Annotated in this window: 13 protein-coding genes and 3 pseudogenes; 6 read left to right on the top strand and 10 right to left on the bottom strand. The window is 67.9% G+C overall.

From position 1 onward, the window contains the following. Positions 1–535: 535 nt before the first annotated feature. Together AQJ64_RS00865 and AQJ64_RS00860 are read right to left on the bottom strand one after the other, a co-directional pair. The gene (locus AQJ64_RS00865; protein ID WP_055631734.1) at positions 536–1,996 is read right to left on the bottom strand and encodes a benzaldehyde dehydrogenase; all 1,461 of its coding nucleotides are present in this window, start codon (positions 1,994–1,996) and stop codon (positions 536–538) included. A gap of 19 nt (positions 1,997–2,015) precedes the next feature. Further along, positions 2,016–3,512, bottom strand: a complete 1,497-nt coding sequence (locus AQJ64_RS00860; protein WP_055631733.1) for a carotenoid oxygenase family protein — start codon at positions 3,510–3,512, stop codon at positions 2,016–2,018. A 145-nt stretch (positions 3,513–3,657) separates the two neighbouring features. Here AQJ64_RS00860 and AQJ64_RS00855 point away from each other — a divergent pair, with 145 nt between their 5' ends. Next, positions 3,658–4,206: a MarR family winged helix-turn-helix transcriptional regulator gene (locus tag AQJ64_RS00855; RefSeq protein ID WP_240512452.1), complete on the top strand. Its 549-nt coding sequence runs from the start codon at positions 3,658–3,660 to the stop codon at positions 4,204–4,206. Positions 4,207–4,329: 123 nt separating this feature from the next. Here the strand turns inward: AQJ64_RS00855 and AQJ64_RS45115 are convergent, their stop codons facing one another. Next, the gene (locus AQJ64_RS45115; RefSeq protein WP_055631731.1) at positions 4,330–4,554 is read right to left on the bottom strand and encodes a hypothetical protein; all 225 of its coding nucleotides are present in this window, start codon (positions 4,552–4,554) and stop codon (positions 4,330–4,332) included. Positions 4,555–5,110: 556 nt separating this feature from the next. Between AQJ64_RS45115 and AQJ64_RS45105 the strand changes: the two genes are divergently transcribed. Continuing rightward, complete coding sequence (locus tag AQJ64_RS45105; RefSeq protein WP_079061394.1) at positions 5,111–5,326, top strand: hypothetical protein; 216 nt, start codon at positions 5,111–5,113, stop codon at positions 5,324–5,326. Positions 5,327–5,584: 258 nt separating this feature from the next. Here the strand turns inward: AQJ64_RS45105 and acnA are convergent, their stop codons facing one another. Beyond that, the gene (gene acnA, locus AQJ64_RS00840; RefSeq protein ID WP_055631739.1) at positions 5,585–8,299 is read right to left on the bottom strand and encodes an aconitate hydratase AcnA; all 2,715 of its coding nucleotides are present in this window, start codon (positions 8,297–8,299) and stop codon (positions 5,585–5,587) included. Between the two features lie 244 nt (positions 8,300–8,543). Here acnA and AQJ64_RS00835 point away from each other — a divergent pair, with 244 nt between their 5' ends. Next, positions 8,544–9,386 (top strand): class I SAM-dependent methyltransferase, encoded by an 843-nt coding sequence (locus AQJ64_RS00835; RefSeq protein WP_055631729.1) that lies wholly within the window; start codon positions 8,544–8,546, stop codon positions 9,384–9,386. A 76-nt stretch (positions 9,387–9,462) separates the two neighbouring features. Next, the gene (locus tag AQJ64_RS00830) at positions 9,463–10,992 is read left to right on the top strand and encodes a UDP-N-acetylglucosamine 1-carboxyvinyltransferase (RefSeq protein ID WP_055631728.1); all 1,530 of its coding nucleotides are present in this window, start codon (positions 9,463–9,465) and stop codon (positions 10,990–10,992) included. A gap of 149 nt (positions 10,993–11,141) precedes the next feature. On the opposite strand, the gene AQJ64_RS00825 is transcribed toward AQJ64_RS00830, so the two are convergent. The 5 genes and pseudogenes from AQJ64_RS00825 to AQJ64_RS00810 all read right to left on the bottom strand — a co-directional run. Continuing rightward, positions 11,142–12,359, bottom strand: coding sequence for a tyrosine-type recombinase/integrase (locus AQJ64_RS00825; protein ID WP_055631727.1), 1,218 nt, complete (start codon positions 12,357–12,359; stop codon positions 11,142–11,144). Between the two features lie 81 nt (positions 12,360–12,440). After that, a complete protein-coding gene (locus AQJ64_RS45100; RefSeq protein ID WP_079061393.1) occupies positions 12,441–12,752 on the bottom strand; it encodes a helix-turn-helix transcriptional regulator in 312 nt (103 codons plus the stop codon). 229 nt (positions 12,753–12,981) lie between these two features. Further along, positions 12,982–13,611, bottom strand: coding sequence for a tyrosine-type recombinase/integrase (locus AQJ64_RS00820; RefSeq protein ID WP_055631726.1), 630 nt, complete (start codon positions 13,609–13,611; stop codon positions 12,982–12,984). A gap of 811 nt (positions 13,612–14,422) precedes the next feature. After that, entirely contained in the window at positions 14,423–15,268 is an 846-nt protein-coding gene (locus tag AQJ64_RS00815; RefSeq protein ID WP_055631725.1) for an MOSC domain-containing protein, read from the bottom strand. Between the two features lie 175 nt (positions 15,269–15,443). After that, positions 15,444–15,824: pseudogene (locus AQJ64_RS00810) on the bottom strand (NAD(P)-dependent oxidoreductase); the annotation flags it as partial. Between AQJ64_RS00810 and AQJ64_RS00805 the strand changes: the two are divergent. Continuing rightward, positions 15,825–16,418: pseudogene (locus tag AQJ64_RS00805) on the top strand (enolase C-terminal domain-like protein); the annotation flags it as partial. It lies immediately after the preceding pseudogene. A gap of 66 nt (positions 16,419–16,484) precedes the next feature. Here AQJ64_RS00805 and AQJ64_RS00800 read toward each other — a convergent pair. Then, on the bottom strand, positions 16,485–16,937 hold the full coding sequence (locus AQJ64_RS00800; protein ID WP_240512451.1) for an extracellular solute-binding protein: 453 nt from the start codon (positions 16,935–16,937) through the stop codon (positions 16,485–16,487). Positions 16,938–17,129: 192 nt separating this feature from the next. Between AQJ64_RS00800 and AQJ64_RS45095 the strand changes: the two are divergent. Continuing rightward, positions 17,130–17,624: pseudogene (locus AQJ64_RS45095) on the top strand (molybdopterin oxidoreductase family protein); the annotation flags it as partial. Positions 17,625–18,559 lie beyond the last annotated feature (935 nt).

Raw genomic sequence — 18,559 nt, 5'->3', positions numbered from 1 at the left:
AGCGTCGTGGCGAGATCCGCCCGGACGTGGACCCTGCTCTGATCGGTGAGCTCATCGTCGGCCCCGTTCTGTCGCGCTCCCTGCCTGGGCGCGTGCTCCCCGACCGCCCCGAAGCCCAGCACGGCGGAAAACCACATCCCGGTCGAGGACCACCGTCTCCGACGAGACCGTGGCCCCCTTCGGCGGCCTGTCGGCCATGACGACGGCCCGCTTCAGCACCGGCCTGCTGTCAACTGCTCAATGCCGGGCCCGGTCGCGACCGCTTGGTCAGGACGTAGTCGGAGCGCGCCGGATCGTGGACATGACCGTTGTCTTCATCAGAAGGACGTTGCTCAGTGACAACCGAGTTGGCAGACGATCTTGAACTTTGACAACTGCCGCGACCCGCACGAGCACACGATCAACGACTCACGCCAGCCCCGTGACCAGCTCCTTCAAGATGGCGGGTCTGCAATGCCACGGTGAACCCAGTGCCCGACCGCCACTACCGTGTGGCAGTGGAACGCCTGTCCGGAGGCAGCACGCCAGGCGGGGATCAGAAGGGGTAGGCAGGGATCTCGCTCTGGGCGGTGACCCACTGGACTTCGGTGAACGCCTCCAGGTTGCCCTGGATGCCGCCGAAGCGGGCTCCGGTTCCGGAGGCGCCCAGGCCGCCGAAGGGTGCTACGGCTTCGTCGGAGACGGTCTGATCGTTGATGTGGACGGCGCCGACCGGGAGTTTCTCGGCGAGTTCCAGGGCCCTCAGCCCGTCGCCGGTGAGGATGCCGAGCTTGAGTCCGTAAGGGGTGGCGCTCGCGAGGGCTACGGCTTGGTCGAAGTCCTCGTACGCGGTGACGGGGGCGACCGGGCCGAAGACCTCCTCGGCGTAGGCGGGTGCGGTCGGCGGTGTGTCGGCGAGGACGGTGGGGCGGTAGAACAGTTCCTCGTACGTGCCGCCCGCGGCCAGCCGCGCACCGGCGCTGACGGACTCGGTGACCATGCGATGGATGCCGTCCCGCTGCCGGGCGTCGATGACCGGGCCGAGGGCGACCTCGGCGCCGGCGGGGTCGCCGACGGGCAGACGGGCGGCGTGCTCGGCGAGGGCCGCGGTGTAGTCGGCGGCGATGGCCGCGTCGACGAGGTGACGGCCGGTGGTCATACAGATCTGGCCCTGGTGCATGAAGGATCCGAAGGCCCCGGCGGAGACGGCCCTGTCCAGGTCGACGTCGGCGGTGACGATGAGCGCCGAGTTGCCGCCGAGCTCCAGGTGGGCGCGCTTGAGGTGCTCGCCGGCGAGCCGGCCGACGACGCGCCCGGCGCGGGTGGAACCCGTGAAGGAGATCACCCGTACCAGCGGGTCCGTCACCAGTGCCTCGCCGACGTCGGCGCCGCCCGGCAGCACGGACAGCACCCCTTCGGGCAGCCCGGCCTCTTCGAAGACGCGGGCCAGTGTCACTCCCCCGCACACGGCTGTCCTCGGGTCCGGCTTGAGGACGACGGCGTTGCCCAGGGCCAGCGCCGGGGCGACCGACCGGATCGAGAGGATGAGGGGGAAGTTGAAGGGAGAGATCACGCCCACGATCCCGGCCGGGACACGGCGGGTCAGGCTGACGCGCGGCTGGGAGCTGCGCAGCACCTCGCCGGGCGGGTGTGAGGCCAGGGCCGCGGCCTCGTAGCACTCCTGGGCCGCGGTGGCGGTCTCCAGGGCGGCCTTGGCCCGGATGGAGCCGGATTCGCGGATGATCCAGTCCTGGATCTCCGCCGCGCGTTCCTGCCACAGGTCTCCGGCCCTGCGCAGGACGGCTGCGCGCTGGTCGTAGGGCAGGGCCGCCCATTCCTTCTGCGCCTTGGTCGCCCGGGTGGTCGCGGCGGCCACATCGGCGGGGGTGGCCTGTCCGAGGCGGGTGAGTTCCTTGCCGGTGGCGGGTTCGGTGACGGCGTAGTCGCCGCCGGTGCCGGATGTCCAGCCGCCGATGTGGATCCGGGACTGCCAGACGGGTTCGTTCAACCAGCTCATGGTGGTGCCTTCCTGGATGTCAGCCGGCCTGGACGAGGTGCTCGGGGACCCAGGTCCCGTGGATGCCGCTGCGCAGGCGGAGGGGGAGGTGGAGGGTGGCGAGAGGACCGGCGGCCAGATCGGCGGTGTCGAGGATGAGCAGGTCGTTCAGCATCGTGGTCCAGTTGTTGGCCAGGGCCAGGAGATAGCCGTCGCCCTCCGGGGCGTCGTCGCCGCGGGGCACGAACACCGGCTCCTGGAAGGTGAAGTGGGCGGGCAGGACGTACTGTCCGGTGGCCTGCTGCTTGTCGAAGTCGTAACGGAGAATCGAGTTCAGCCCCCGCAGGATGGGGTCGCCGCCGTCGTGCTCGGTGCCGAGAACGCGGGCGGCGGTGAACCCGACGCGGTGCCGGCCGGTCTCGACCCGGTCGTCGATGAGGGGGAATTCGGCGAGTTCCGGCTGCAGTACGCGTTCTTCGAAGCCCTTGCCGTCGCCGGCCGCGTAGTCGAGCGTCCAGCGGGTGATCCTCGGCACGGACTTGGTGATGTCCTGGGGTTTGCCGAGCGTGTCGGGGTACAGGAACGGGGCCGGCTGAGCCTCTGCGACACAGCCGTCGACATGGATCGTGGTGCCTTCGTTGTAGGCGTTGAAGTAGTGGTAGGCGAACCGGGCCGGGCCGCGGTACCAGCGGATCTGGTCAGCGGTGCCGTAGCGGGGCATCACGCCGAGGCAGGTCTCCTTGGCCGGGTCCCACAGCCAGTGCGGTCCGCCCGCCTTGAGCCGGTCGAGGTCGGTGGTGGTGGGCTGGACCGGGAAGACCACGTAGTCCTGGGTGACCACGAAGTCGTGGATCAGGCTGGTGTACGGGGCCTGGAACCACACCTCGTGCAGGACCCTGCCGTGGGCGTCGAGGACGTAGTACGCGATGTCCCGGCTGGCCAGGCCCTTCGCCTCATACCCGAAGGCGAACATCTCACCGGTCGCGGGGTCGACGCGGGGATGGGCGGTGAAGGTCGGGCTGGTGACCGCCCCGTCGAAGTCCCATTCCCCGTAGGTCTCCAGGGAGTCGGTGTCGACCCGCACGGCGCGGGCGTCCTCCTTCAGGACCAGGAGCTTCCCGGCATGGAAGACGACGTTGGTGTTCGCCGCCCCGCGGCTGGAGCCGGCCACGGTGTAGTGGTCGGTGTAGGGGTTGCGGTAGGCGCCGAACAGCGAGCGGCGGGCGGCGCGTTCCAGCTTCAGCTTCTCGGTCTGCACGTAGCGGCTGCGGTAGTCGACGTGGCCGTCGGCGAAGGTGAACATGCGCAGCATGCCGTCGCCGTTGAAGGGGATGTCGTTGCCGGTGCGGTTGGGAAAGGCGGGGTCGGGAGCGATCTGGTAGTAGCGGCCGCGCAGGTCGCGGGGGATCTCCCCGTCGGCCTCGATCTCGAACAGGTCGGCCTCGACGCGCGAGGGGGTCTCCCAGCCCGAGTACATCAGCTGGTCCGGGAACCGCATACCCTCGCGGCTCGGGGAGGACGTGGACGGCGTTGTCATGGATACCCTCCGCAGAGATAGCTAGAATTCTAGCGACTTGGGTGCAGTAGAAGGCTCCCGAAACCGATATGTCAAGACAGTGGGGGGCAGGAGATGAATCCTGGGTCACTTGTGAGGAGCCGGAGACGAAGGCAGAGTGGTGTTCGTGACACAAGATCCGGCCGCGCGGCGCCATGACGAACGCCTGACCGCCGCCTCCGGCTTCGACCTGCCCGACGCCGACCCGCACCTGGCGTCCGCGTCGGTGGGCTACAACCTGGTCCGGGTCGCCAAGAAGATCGAACGCGACATCGAAACAAACTTCGCCCGCCCGGCCGGGCTGACCTTCGCCGGCTTCCGGCTGATGACCACGCTCAAGTACGACGGTCCGATGTCCCCGCGCAGACTCGCCGACCTGCTGAGCATCTCCACCGCGAGTGTCACGTCGGCACTGCACACCCTGGAACGGGCCGGCCTCCTCACCCGAACCCCCCAGCCCGACGACGGACGCATGCTCGTCGTCGCCCTCACCGAGCAGGGCGAGACCGTCATCGACGAGTTTCTGCACTGGTGGACCACGAACCGCGAGAAGAACTGGCTGGAGCACCTGACCCCCGACGAGGAGATCATCCTCGCGCGCCTGCTCGCCAAGGTCTCCCGGCATCAGCCCCAGCCGCTCACCGAACCACAGCGACGGCTGATCCCGCCGCGCTGACGCCACCCGGCGCGGGGGCGCCGGTCGGCGGGCGGATGGGCGGTCGTAGCGATTTATGGCTGGCCAGTCCGCCGCTCAATGGCTGGCCGCCCGGGCCTTGAGACGCCCCAAGGCGCACCACGTTCAGGAGGTTACGCGCAGCCACTCCGGCCAGGCTTGGGCGAGCGTGGCCATCCCCTCGGGGAACAGCGTCCTGCCCATGCCGAACCGCAGGTGCTGTCCGGTGTGCTCGAACATCACGTCAGGAGCCAGCAGCACACCGTGCTGGTCGACCAGCCACTCGGAGAACGCCCGCGCCTCCGTCGCCGTCAGCCACGGGTAGGCGCAGGTCCCACCGACCGGGGGCACCCAGTCCCACCCAGGCGTGGACTCGACGAACGAGGCAAGCGCACCTGCGTTCCCGCCGACCCGGACCCGGGCTTGGAGGGACTGACCCCATGCCGGCCTGGTACGGGGCACAGCCCGCCTGGTGGGCCCCACTCGCACGAGACGCCCGACGGCACTTCGGTGACGCACTCCGTCACACGTACCACCGCGGCTCACTGACGTACGAACTCACCGGGCTCGACGTCGTAGGCGAACCCGACCCCATCGACGTTCATATCCGCTTCTGCGCGAACCCGCCTTACTCCGCCTACGGCCAGGAGCCGGAGGACTTTCCGCGCGTCCACGCCCAACCCGGAGCCCCGTCGAAGCACCGCCACTCGTTCGACGACGCCCTCTGCCTCTGGTATCCGCTGGACCCGGAGGAGCATTGCTGGACAAGTTCCAGAGGGCTTCCGGACCTCATCGAGATTGTCCGTACACACTTGTTCCTCGAACACCACTGGCGGCTCACCGGCGGTGAGCCCGACGGCCAGTGGCTGATGGCGGACACTCCTCACGGCATGCCGGAGAGTGGTGCGTGGCGGTCGTCGCGGCGGCACAAACGGCGAACAGTGACTGGACCTGGGCCGAGACGACCGCACTGATCGTCCCGTTCGTCGCTCTCTTCGGCGCCTTCCTGACATACGCCCTAAACCAACGGGCCGTACGAAAAGAGCGCCGGGCGACGACCTTCGCCGAAGAAGACGATCCACCCGTTCTGCACCTACGCGATGAGCCCAGGCTCGGTCTTTGACGACTACAAGAGCTTCTGCGCTCCGTGGGAGTCAGTCAACTTCCGGCCCCTGGTGTGACGGTGAGCCCTGCCCCAGGCAGCTCGGGGCAAAGGGCGGATCAGCGTCGGCGGGACACGTACCGGCCACTACTCGATCAGCATGAAACAGCAAGCGCCCCGCCAGGCCGAAGCCTGACTGGGCGCTTGTGCGAGACTCTAGTGTGACCGCCGGTAGCAGCGTGTCAGCGACCAGATCCTCTGGTATCCGAGCCGATCAGCTCAAGAACCGACGAGTTGGCGAAGTACGTACTGCATGATGCCGCCGTTGCGGTAGTAGTCCGCCTCGCCGGGGGTGTCGATGCGGACGACCGCGTCGAACTCGACGCCGGTGTCGGTGGTGACCTTCACCGTGCGCGGGGTGGTGCCGTCGTTCAGCTCGGTCACGCCGGTGATGGAGAAGGTCTCCTCGCCGGTCAGGCCGAGCGAGTCGGCGGACTGGCCCGCCGGGAACTGGAGCGGCAGGACGCCCATGCCGATGAGGTTCGAGCGGTGGATGCGCTCGTACGACTCGGTGATGACGGCCTTGACGCCGAGCAGCGCGGTGCCCTTGGCGGCCCAGTCGCGGGAGGAGCCGGAGCCGTACTCCTTGCCGCCCAGGATGACCAGCGGGGTGCCGGCGGCCTGGTAGTTCTGCGACGCGTCGTAGATGAAGGAGACCGGCGCGTCGGCCTGGGTGAAGTCGCGGGTGTAGCCGCCCTCGGTGCCCGGCGCGATCTGGTTGCGCAGGCGGATGTTGGCGAAGGTGCCGCGGATCATGACCTCGTGGTTGCCTCGGCGCGAGCCGTAGGAGTTGAAGTCACGACGCTCCACACCGTGCTCGGTGAGGTACTTGCCGGCCGGGGTGTCGGCCTTGATGGCGCCGGCCGGGGAGATGTGGTCGGTGGTGACCGAGTCGCCCAGCTTGGCGAGGACGCGGGCGCCGGAGATGTCGGAGACCGGCTCCGGGTCCATGCCCATGCCCTCGAAGTACGGGGGCTTGCGGACGTACGTCGACTCGGGGTCCCACTCGAAGGTGTTGCCGGTCGGGACGGACAGCGACTGCCACTGGAGGTCGCCCGCGAAGACGTCGGAGTAGGACTTGCTGAACATGTCCTCGCCGATGGCGTTGGCCACGACGTCGTTGACCTCGGCCTCGGAGGGCCAGATGTCCTTCAGGAAGACCGGGTTGCCGTCCTGGTCGGTGCCCAGGGCGTCCTGGGTGATGTCCACCTTCATGGAGCCGGCGAGGGCGTACGCGACGACCAGCGGCGGGGAGGCCAGGTAGTTCATCTTGACGTCGGGGTTGATCCGGCCCTCGAAGTTGCGGTTGCCGGAGAGGACCGAGGTGACCGCGAGGTCGTGGTCGTTGACGGCCTTGGAGACCTCCTCCGGCAGCGGGCCGGAGTTGCCGATGCAGGTGGTGCAGCCGTAGCCGACGAGGTTGAAGCCGACCTTGTCGAGGTACGGGGTCAGCCCGGCCTTGTCGAAGTAGTCGGTGACGACCTTCGAGCCCGGGGCGAGGGTGGTCTTGACCCACGGCTTGCGGGTCAGGCCCTTCTCCACGGCCTTCTTGGCCACCAGCGCGGCGGCGACCATGACGTACGGGTTGGAGGTGTTGGTGCAGGAGGTGATGGCCGCGACCGTCACCGCACCGTGGTCGATCTCGTACGTCGAGCCGTCGGGGGCGGTGACGGTGACCGGGTTGGTCGGGACGCCGTTGGTGGTGGCCGGGGAGTCGGAGGCCGGGAAGGACTCCTTGCCCGCCTCGTCGTCGTCGGCGACGTAGTTGCGGACGTCGCTCTTGAACTGCTCGGCGGCGTTCGCGAGGACGATACGGTCCTGCGGGCGCTTCGGGCCGGCGATCGAGGGGACGACGGTGGACAGGTCCAGCTCGAGCTTCTCGGAGAAGTCCGGCTCGGCCTTCGGGTCCAGCCAGAGGCCCTGCTCCTTGGCGTACGCCTCGACGAGCGCGACCTGCTGCGCGGAGCGGCCGGTGAGCTTGAGGTAGTTCAGGGTCTCGTCGTCGATCGGGAAGATCGCGGCGGTGGAGCCGAACTCGGGCGACATGTTGCCGATGGTGGCGCGGTTGGCGAGGCTCGTGGCCGCCACACCCTCGCCGTAGAACTCGACGAACTTGCCGACGACGCCGTGCTTGCGCAGCATCTCGGTGATGGTGAGCACCAGGTCGGTGGCGGTGGTGCCGGTGGGCAGCTCACCGGTGAGCTTGAAGCCGACGACGCGCGGGATGAGCATGGAGACCGGCTGGCCGAGCATCGCGGCCTCGGCCTCGATGCCGCCGACGCCCCAGCCCAGCACACCGAGGCCGTTGACCATGGTGGTGTGCGAGTCGGTGCCGACCAGGGTGTCGGGGTACGCCTGCCCGTTGCGGACCATGACGGTGCGCGCGAGGTGCTCGATGTTCACCTGGTGGACGATGCCGGTGCCCGGCGGGACGACCTTGAAGTCGTCGAACGCGGTCTGGCCCCAGCGCAGGAACTGGTAGCGCTCCTTGTTGCGGCCGTACTCCAGCTCGACGTTCTGCTGGAAGGCGTCGTTGGTGCCGAACTTGTCGGCGATGACGGAGTGGTCGATGACCATCTCGGCCGGGGAGAGCGGGTTGATCTTCGCCGGGTCGCCACCGAGCGCCGCGACGGCCTCACGCATGGTGGCGAGGTCGACGACACAGGGCACACCGGTGAAGTCCTGCATGATGACGCGGGCCGGCGTGAACTGGATCTCCTGGCTGGGCTGGGCCTGCGAGTCCCAGGCGCCGAGGGCGCGGATGTGGTCGGCGGTGATGTTCGCGCCGTCCTCCGTGCGGAGCAGGTTCTCCAGCAGGACCTTGAGGCTGTAGGGGAGTCGGGCCGAGCCCTCCACCTTGTCCAGGCGGAAGATCTCGTACGACTCGTCGCCCACCTGCAGCGTGCTGCGGGCGTCGAAGCTGTTCGCCGACACGACGGTCTCCTTCATTGATGTGCGCGTACCACCGCATCCTGCCGCCACGCGGGCTTGGCCGATCCGCTGAGGTCAGGCTAAGTTAGGCAACCCTTACTACCGGACCGATGGTGCATGCGGCTGCGGTGCGCCTCGGCAGATATCTCGATGTCGAGATAACTCTAGTACATGGGGGCTGGATGGTCATGCCCTGGGCTCGTCACACCCCTAGGCTCCCCCCTGGAGACCGGAGAGGGGAATCGGCATGCCCGAGGGGTGGCAGTGGGACAGGACGCTGTTCCAGGGGAGCGCGGTCCACTACGAACGGGGGCGACTGCCGTACGCGCCGGGCTTCGGGGAGGCGCTGGCCGCGACCCTCGGCCTGGACGGGCGGGGGCGGCTCCTCGACGTGGGGTGCGGGCCCGGCATCGTGACCCTTCCCCTGGCGCGGTTCTTCACCGAGGCGGTCGGACTCGACCCGGACGAGGACATGCTGGCCGAGGCCGCGCGCCGGGCCGCCCGGGACGGGGTGGACAACGCGCGCTGGGTGACCGCCCGGGCCGAGGACCTGCCGGCCGGGCTGGGCGGGTTCCGGGTCGTGGCGTTCGCCCAGTCCTTCCACTGGACGGAGCGCGAACGGGTCGCGGCGACCGTGCTGGGGATGCTGGAGCCGGACGGCACACTCGTCCACATCAGCGAGCTCGACCCGCCCCCGGCCACGGAACCGCTGCCGCTGCCCGCTCCCCCGTACGCGCTGATCGGCGAACTGGTGCGGCGGTATCTGGGCCCGGTCCGCCGCGCGGGGCAGGGGCTGCTCGTCGACGGCACCCCGGGCCGGGAGGACCTCGTCTTCGCCGGGGCCGGCTTCGAGCACGCCGGCCGCCAGGTCGTACCGGCCGGACAGGTCGCGATCCGCACCGCGGACGACCTCGTGGCCTGGACGTTCTCCCGGTCCTACGCGGCCCCCCATCTCTTCGGCGACCGGCTGCCGGACTTCGAGCGGGACCTGCGCGCCGCCCTGCTCGGGGAGGCGGCCGACGGCCGCTTCGCCGAGCATCTCCCGCCGACCGAGATCATGATGTGGCGGAGGGCGCGGGCCGCGCGCTGACGGTGGCGTTGATGGGACGTCACCCGAACGGACCCCCCAAGAGGCGCCATCTCATATCTGAGATAACCTCAGCCTCATGGCAGACGACTACCTCGTACGCATCGGCAAGCTCATCCGTGATGCCCGGCAGCACCGTGGCTGGACACAGGCACAGCTGGCCGAGGCGCTCAACACCAGCCAGAGCGCCGTCAATCGGATCGAGCGCGGCAACCAGAACATCAGCCTTGAGATGATCGCTCGAATCGGTGAGGCGCTGGACAGTGAGATCGTCTCGCTGGGTTACGCGGGCCCGATGCATCTGCGAGTCGTGGGCGGCCGCCGGCTGTCCGGCGCCATCGACGTCAAGACGAGCAAGAACGCCTGCGTCGCCCTGCTCTGCGCCTCCCTGCTCAACCGGGGGCGCACGGTGCTGCGCCGGGTGGCCCGGATCGAGGAGGTCTACCGTCTGCTCGAGGTGCTGAACTCCATCGGTGTGCGCACCCGCTGGATCAACGGCGGCGTCGACCTGGAGATCGTGCCGCCGGCCGACCTGGACATGGCGGCGATCGACGCCGACGCCGCCGTACGCACCCGGTCGATCATCATGTTCTTCGGCCCGCTGCTGCACCGCATGGACTCCTTCAAGCTGCCCTACGCCGGCGGCTGCGACCTGGGCACGCGGACCATCGAGCCGCACATGATCGCGCTGCGCCGGTTCGGACTGGACATCGCGGCGACGGAGGGGCAGTACCACGCCGTCGTCGACCGCGCCGTACGCCCCGACCGGCCGATCGTGCTGACCGAGCGCGGGGACACGGTCACCGAGAACGCGCTGCTGGCCGCCGCCCGGCACAACGGCGTCACCGTCATCCGCAACGCCTCCTCCAACTACATGGTCCAGGACCTCTGCTTCTTCCTGGAGGCGCTGGGCGTACGGGTCGAGGGCATCGGCACCACCACGCTCACCGTGCACGGTGTGCCGGACATCGACACCGACGTCGACTACTCGCCCTCCGAGGACCCGGTGGAGGCGATGAGCCTGCTGGCCGCCGCCGTCGTCACCGAGTCGGAGCTGACGGTGCGCCGGGTCCCCATCGAGTTCCTGGAGATCGAGCTGGCGGTCCTGGAGGAGATGGGCCTCGACCACGACCGCACGCCCGAGTACGTCGCCGACAACGGCCGCACCCGGCTGGTGGACCTCACCGTGCGGCCCTCCAAGCTGGAGGCGCCGATCGACAAGATCCACCCGATGCCGTTCCCCGGCCTGAACATCGACAACGTGCCGTTCTTCGCGGCCATCGCGGCCGTCGCCTCGGGCAAGACCCTCATCCACGACTGGGTCTACGACAACCGCGCGATCTACCTCACCGACCTCAACCGCCTCGGCGGCCGCCTCCAGCTCCTCGACCCGCACCGGGTCCTGGTGGAGGGCCCCACCCGCTGGCGCGCCGCCGAGATGATGTGCCCACCGGCCCTGCGCCCGGCCGTGGTCGTCCTGCTGGCGATGATGGCGGCGGAGGGCACGTCCGTCCTGCGGAACGTGTACGTCATCAACCGGGGGTACGAGGACCTGGCCGAACGCCTGAACTCCATCGGCGCGCAGATCGAGATCTTCCGGGACATTTGATACGCCGATGCCGCCGCATCCCCTCTGACCTGCTATTTAGCGGGTCAGGGAGGGGTGCGGCGGCATCTCTGGGACTTCTCTGGGACTTTGAGCCTGCGGCGGGCTACGAGCCACGCTGCACGGGCTCTAGCTACCGGCTACGGCCGCAGCTACGCGAAGATCGCGTCGATGGCGGCGCTGCCTCGTGCGCCAGCGCGGGGCAGGAAGTGGGAGTACTTCCGCAGCGTGAACCCGGGGTCGGAGTGCCCCAGCCAGCGTGCCAGGGAGACGACCGATTCGCCAGCCTCCAGTTCCTCGGAGGCGTAGAAGTGGCGCAGGGCGTGGAAGCCGTGCTCCCGGGACGGCTCCCACACGCGAGCACCGTCCCTGCCCTCGTCCAGCGGTGCGATCACGCCCGCCGTGGCCAGAGCGGGCTTCCACACGTAGGAGTTGAGGTAGTTCCGGTTGATGGCCTTCCGCTCGCGTCCTGTCACCAGGAGGTTGTAGGTCCTCGGCCGCCGGTGTTTGGCTTCCACCGGCGTCTTGGCCGGAGTCGGGTCGTCCCACGGCAGCGTGACCGGTACCGGCGCGAACTGCGCCATGTGCTGCCGGATGGCCCGGGCGACGCTGGCCGGCAGCGGCACGTCGCGGACCTTGCGGCCCTTGGGAAGGGCGAAGCACAGTTTCGCCCGCACCATCTTGACCTGCCGCCGGACGTGCACGACTTCCTTCTCGAAGTCGATGTCGGCCGTCGAGAGACCGAGCGCCTCCCCTTGGCGGAGCCCGAGACCCGCTCCGATCACGAGGAGGAGCCGGTAGCGGTCCGGCAGGACCTCCCGTACCGCCAGGACCCGTTCGGGCGGCCACGCTTCGACCCTGCCGGGTCCGGCGGCCGGAGGGCCGACCGTGCTGGACCGGCATGGGTTACGTCCGAGGCGGCGATCCTCGACGGCAGCCTGGAGGATGCTGGAGAGCGTCGCCCAGACCAGACGGATGGAGGTCGGACCGAGGTCCTTCTCCAGCCGCTTCTTCCAGTGCCGCAGGACTTCCGTACCGATGGCGTTGAGCGGCTGAGCACCCAGGTGGGGAACGATGTGCCGCCGTACCCTCTGCTCGATCCGCTCGATCGTGGATGGGTCACCGCTCTGGGTGGGCCACCAGTGGGTCGCGATGTAGTCCTTGAGGGAGATGGCCCCATCACGCGGATCGACGAACTCGCCTCGGCGCGCGTCGGTCTGGGCCTGGGCTAGCCAGGTCTTGGCGTCCTGGAGGGCGTCGAAGGAACGGTCCTTGACGCCGGGGATGCCCTTGACGCGGTAGCGGGTGCACTTGCCGTACATGGCAGTGCGGTCGCATTTGCCGGTTTTCGGGTTCGGGCGCTTCTTCAGCCATCGGTCTTCTATGTAGCCGGCCAGGTGGAACTCCTTTGCAACGGGGCAATGGCAGCGTCATACGGCGCCTGCTAGGCGTCAGACAGTGGTGAAACGGGCGGAACGCTCCTGTGGACTGGCACCGAGAGGGTTGAGGAGCAGGTTGGAGCGAGAGTCGGCCTGCTCTTGGTCACGGACCCAGGCGTCGAGGGCTTCCACTCGGTACATGACGCGACCGCGGGGGCCCATGCGGAAGCTCGGCGGTCCCTGACGGCGATGGCGCCAGACATAGAGGGTGTGGGGCGAGAGGCCGAGGTACTCGGCCGCATCGCTCACGTTCAGGAACGCTCTACGGGTAGTGCCGACTGAGTCCGGTGTCGTGGAGCGAACGGATGACGTGCGTGCAGGCATGGGGGTGTCCTTGACGGTGAACGTGAGGGAGCTCCTGAGGCACTTGGCGGACCACCGGGCGGGCCAGGGCCAACCAGCCCCGTCAAGCGCGTGGGACCACGTGCCGCAAGCGCTCCGAGGAGAGGGACTCTGATCACCCGGGGTGGCGTTGGGATGAGGACCACCGGCGGGGGCGATTGAGCTGATGGAGCCCGCACCCAGAGTGTGATCCAGAACGAGGGGCAGAGAATTACGGCTTGAGCGAGTCCGGAAGGGCCATGGCCTCGGCCAGGTGGTCCCAGTCGATTTCAACGTCCTCGGTGCGGAAGCAGTGCGGGTAACGCAGCACAAGCCACCTCGGAGTCACGTCCGCCCACTCGGCAACCGTGACGGGTGAGATCCCCGCCCTCAACCACTTCACCAGGCAGGAATCGCGGAGGATGGAGATGGGCTCCCCCAGGCGCCACGAGTACAGCTCGTCCCGTGGCAGGACGGCCTCTTGGGCCTGCTCCCAGATCTGCTTGTAGTCGGACGCCGAGAGCGGCCTGCCTCGCGTACCAGGGAAGAGCAGGTCGCCCTCCTGCAGACCAGCGCCGTTGATCCACGTACGGACGAACTCGGCGAACTGCGGGTGGAGAGGTATTTCCCTGGCCTTCCCATTTCGACGGACCGTCAACTTAGCGCCGTCATCCCCTGAGAGCACCACATCGCTCACACACAGGGCTTGAGCCTCACGCGGAAGCAGAGCCTGCTCGGCCACGGTGCGCATGAAGGGGTACACCGAGCGATTGGCACCCACGTGCCCATGAATCGACTTGAGCAGCGATCGAACCTGCTCCTCGGAAAGCAGCCACTCTTCGTTCACGACTTCGACATACACGGCTTCGAACTCCTCAGGGAAAACGACTTGAAGGCGCCACACGGAGATCAGCGCGACAGGTTCAATGGTCTGCGGAACCGCCGGTTTGGCTAACCGGCGATCGTCGGCTATGTTGCCCCCGCCTCCGCACCTCGGCATCCAACTGCACACAGGAGCAGCAAGGCGCAACCGCACTTCTCCGGACCGCTCTAGGTTTGCTTGCTTCGCCGCATTGTTCCAGTCCGTTGCGCACCCAATGTGTCTGCTGTCGGCGAATCAGCCCGAGCGCAGCAACAGGTAGGAGCACCGCTGCAAGCGCGCCTATTTGGGTTCCGTGATCGAGGACCAGAGCAGGTGTCTTCTAAGCACCCGCTCTATTGTGCGTCCATCGAGCCAGTTCATCGAAGGATTCACATCCCCGCAGTCGGGGCCTCTGGTCACGATCGCCGTGACCTCTCAATGGCTCCCCGACAACACGTCGACACCCATGAGATCTCATATTCGACTCGGTCAGTGAATCCATTACCCAGGAAAAATCACGACAGTTCAAGGTCGCGACGACCAAAGCGTTGCTGATCCTGGGCGATGGAAGAAGCAAATCACTGGGCTCGTCAGTATCTCGAGGTTTTATAGGGCTAATTCGCCAAATCATCGATGCGGTGGAATTCGCGCACTGCCCACATCCTAGGACTGCGCCACAAACGCCCTCTCCGTCGAAGACGAAGATCCCTTCTGGGGTGGCGAGGAAACCCGAACTGAGTAAGGGCTGGCCATCGCACACCAGACACCTTGCCCCCTCATCGCGAGCTGACGGGCCCGCTCCTTCGTATGGTCACGCAGCCTCCTGCAACGTGATCAAGTCGCCCACTCGGACCATCCCCGCTTCGAGAACGTCCAGGTATACGCCGAGGCAGGAAAGCCGGCCCAGGTCGAACACCGGGATGCGGTGTTCCCGGGCAACGGCACGCATGATGCCGGGATCTGGTGGCAGCTCGTCATGGCCGAGGGTGGGTATCACGCAGCGAGGTGTGGGCACCACAACGCGGAACAGGGCCTCCCCCACCCGCAGGAGTGACCCCAGCCAGGCGTCTTCCGGGAACCCCGGCCCTCCGTCAGTGTCCACGACCATGTTCGGCCGGAAGCGGCGCGCGTCGAAGTCCCCGGCGGGATAAACGGTCCGCATTCGGGCCAGGGACGCCGTGGTGATGAGATGGACCTGCCCGAAGTCGAAGAACGTCCCCGCAGCGACGCTGCCCGACGTGATGTTCTCCCCAGTGGCATCGACGGATGCCGACTCCCGCACAGCGTCCGGAACACCGCCCTCGTACTCCGGTACGGCGCGCTCCAGCCTGCTGCGCTCCGGCACGATGGCCGAGACGAACACCTGACGGCCCAGCAGCTTCGCCAACTTCACGTCCAGATCGGAGTTTTCAACCGCCAGGGCGGTCCCGTCCGGCAGCACCACCCGCACCACGCCGGAGTCGTCCAGCCGACTTCGGCAGCGCAGCAACGCGCCCCACTTCCGCGGGTGCTTGGCGCTGCCCACCGCGCCTGTCTCATCGAGCACGGCGTACACGCGGTCCCCGAAAAGCCCGCGCTCCGTGACCGCCACGGCGAGCACGGCCTCACCCAGCATCGACTTCACCGGATACCGGTATAGCGCTGTCACAGTCCCCATAGATCAATTATGGTGCTCGCCGCCCCGTGCTTCCCTGGATTTCAGAGCCGGGAGACGGGTGCCGCCGCTCCCTCTGCTGTGGGCTGCGGCATGGTCCCTGGGATCGGCAGATCCCAGAGACTGTCCGTCACACATGGCGTGAGGCCATCACTTCACAAAGGGTGGTCTCCCAGGATCACTTGTTGACCGAGTACGAATGCGCGCCCGTTCCCGCCAAGGCGCCGCCGTCAACGATCAGGTACTCGTCGCGGATCGGGCGTCCCGCGAGCCAGGATTCCAGGATCTCGCGGGTGCCGGCCGCGTAGCGGGCCTGGGCGGAGAGGGAGGAGCCGGAGATGTGCGGGGTCATGCCATGGTGGGGCATGGTGCGCCAGGGGTGGTCGGCGGGGGCCGGCTGCGGGTACCAGACGTCGCCGGCGTAGCCGGCCAACTGGCCGCTGCGCAGGGCCCGGTCGACGGCGTCCCGGTCGGCGATCTTCGCGCGGGCCGTGTTGATGAGATAAGCGCCGCGCTTCATCTTCGCGATCAGCTCGTCGCCGAACAGGCCCTCGGTCTCTACAAGCTCGGCACCGACATCACCCTCGTCATGGACCCGGCCACCTCGGAGTTCTTCCGCGACGGCGTCTACGACTACACCGGCGAGGGCATCCGCCGTACCCCCGCCGAACACGCCGACTACCTCTCCACGCTCGTCGACCGCTATCCCGTCGCGTCCATCGAGGACCCGATGGCCGAGGACGACCACGACGGCTGGCGGGACCTGACCGCCCGGCTCGGCGAGCGCTGCCAGCTCACCGGCGACGACGTCTTCTGCACGAACGAGACCCTGCTGAGCGCCGGCATCCGCGACGGCATCGCCAACTCGATCCTGGTGAAGGTCAACCAGATCGGCACCCTCACCGAGACCCTGGCCACCGTCGCCACCGCCCACCGCGCCGGCTACACCGTCGTCATGTCCCACCGCTCCGGCGAGACCGAGGACACCACCATCGCCGACCTCGCCGTCGCCACCGGCTGCGGCCAGATCAAGACCGGCTCCCTCTCCCGCGCCGACCGCACCGCCAAGTACAACCAGCTCTTGCGCATCGAGGAGGAACTGGGAACTGCGGCCCGCTACGCGGGCCGGGAAGCACTGGGGCTGCGCCGCTGACACCGGCGCTTTCGTGCGCCGGGCCGGCCGTCAGGGCTTCAGGAATCCGGCCTCGGTCAGGACCTTCTATCCCTCGGCGGACTGCACGAGCGCGATGAACGCCTTGGCGGCCTCGGTGTTCTTCGACTCCTTGAGCAGGGTGATCGGGTAGCCGTTGATGGCGTCGGCGGACTCGGGGAACTCGACGCCCTCGACCTTGTCACCGGCGGCCTTCACATCGGTCTTGTAGACGAGGGCAGCGTCGGCCTCCTTCAGCACCACCTTGTTGAGGGCGGACTTGACGTCCTCCTCATAGGAGACGGGAGTGAGCTTCAGCTTGCTGGCGTCCAGGGCCTTCTGGGCGGCGGCGCCGCACGGCACCGTCTGGTCGCACAGCACGACCTTCAGGTCCGAGTCGGTGAGGTCCTTGAGCGAGGCGATCTTGTCCGGGTTGCCGGGCAGCGTGGCGATCTCCAGCTGATTTGCGGACGAAGGTCGCGGGCGTGCCGGTGGCGTCCCCCGCGTCGGTGACGAACTCATCGTCTTGGGGCTGGCCGAGGCGAACACATCGGCCGGCGAAGCTGAAGGTCACCTTCGTCCTCGGGCGGGCCTGCTCGAACTCCTCGCCCAGCGCCGTGAAGCTCTCCTTGAGGAAGGCCGCGGCGAAGACCGTCACCGTCCCGGACAGCTTGGCCGCCGAGGCGGAGGAGGCGGAGGAGTCCGATGTAGTCGAAGACCGGCTGGGACCTGCGCGGCGGGACCTACGAGCGGCTGCGCACCACGCCCGCCCAGTGGCCGCTACCGGCCGCCGACGGCTCGGACCGCAACCCGATCCGCTACCTCAACGACGGCGTCAGCCAGACCCTCCTGGAACGCAAGGACGGCACCCGCCTCCGACTGGCTTTCCCCACCGCGAGCGGGCGCGCGCCGTTCTTCGGCCGCCCGCAGCTGCCCGCAGCCGAACTCCCCGACGACGACTACCCGTTCGCCCTCAACACGGGCCGCCTGCAGCACCAGTGGCGCACACTGACCGAGACCGGCAAGGTCGCCAAGCTCAACCCCGGCCCGTTCATGGAGGTTCACCCCGCGGACGCCGCGGCTCTGGGCGTCGCCGAGGGGGACCGCCTGGAGGTCGCCTCCCGCCGCGGGCGTCCCGTACTCCCGGTCGTGGTCACCAACTGGGTGCGTCCGGGCGACTGCTTCGCACCCTTCCACTGGAAGGACCTGCCTCAACGTCGGCCGGGACATCACAATTGCCGTCACCCTCGACGCAGCCAAGGGTGACGGCCTAACTGCGGGCTCGGCCCTACTCCCTCTGGTGAAGTCCGCAGAAGTCGCGCTGGCCACTCCATCCACAGAGGACTTGTCAGCCCACAGTCAACTGTCCGCCACAGTGCGCGAGGTCACGACAGGCGGCGCGCTGGCGTCAGTCAAGGTTCGATCGCGAGAGGCGAACTGACGGCCGCGATCGCCAAAGGCACGGCCACCGACGTGACCTGCCAGCGGGCTCCTCCCTCACCACCCCGGCCAAGGCAACGGAAGTCCACCCTTGCCGCCCTGCGGGCCGACGCCACAAGGAAAGCACGAAAAGTCAACTCGCCCCAATACGCATTTCTGGCACCGCAAGACACCTCCCCCTCACCGGAAGCAACGTGCGCAGATACCATATACATCGAGCTTTCCATCCAGTATCTGCCACGCAATAGCAGGTAATAAGTTCTTCTTTGCCTAGCCGGCCCGTTCCGGCCGAGGCGCACGCAAGGTCGACTCCCGGGAGACCACACAAGAGGGCCACCAAAGTCGGACGCCCGTCAGACAAGTACAGCCGCCGTCCACACCTCAGGACGGCGTCGCTCGCCGCCGGCACCACCCCGAGCGACCCCTCCGACGGCCCTACATCACGGCCGGAAGCTCCTGCGACCATCCGCTCAGGCGGATCCAGGCACGAAATCCGCCGCGACGTCTCGGCATCCGAGATCAACCCAGTAAAGACGCCCCCGCTGGCGCAAAATCAGCCACAGGGTGCTCACATACTGAAACGATCCACCCCTTTTATCCGGAATTTCACGCTTCCACCAAAACCAACGTCGGAAGATCTTTAAGAAATTTTCCGGATACTCGACCCACTTCAGCCAATGCTTCAGACAACCCTTGTACGAAGC

It is taken from the genome of Streptomyces griseoruber, from assembly GCF_001514205.1.
GTDB classification, from domain to species: domain Bacteria; phylum Actinomycetota; class Actinomycetes; order Streptomycetales; family Streptomycetaceae; genus Streptomyces; species Streptomyces griseoruber.
This window is presented reverse-complemented; position numbering and strand designations above follow the sequence as displayed.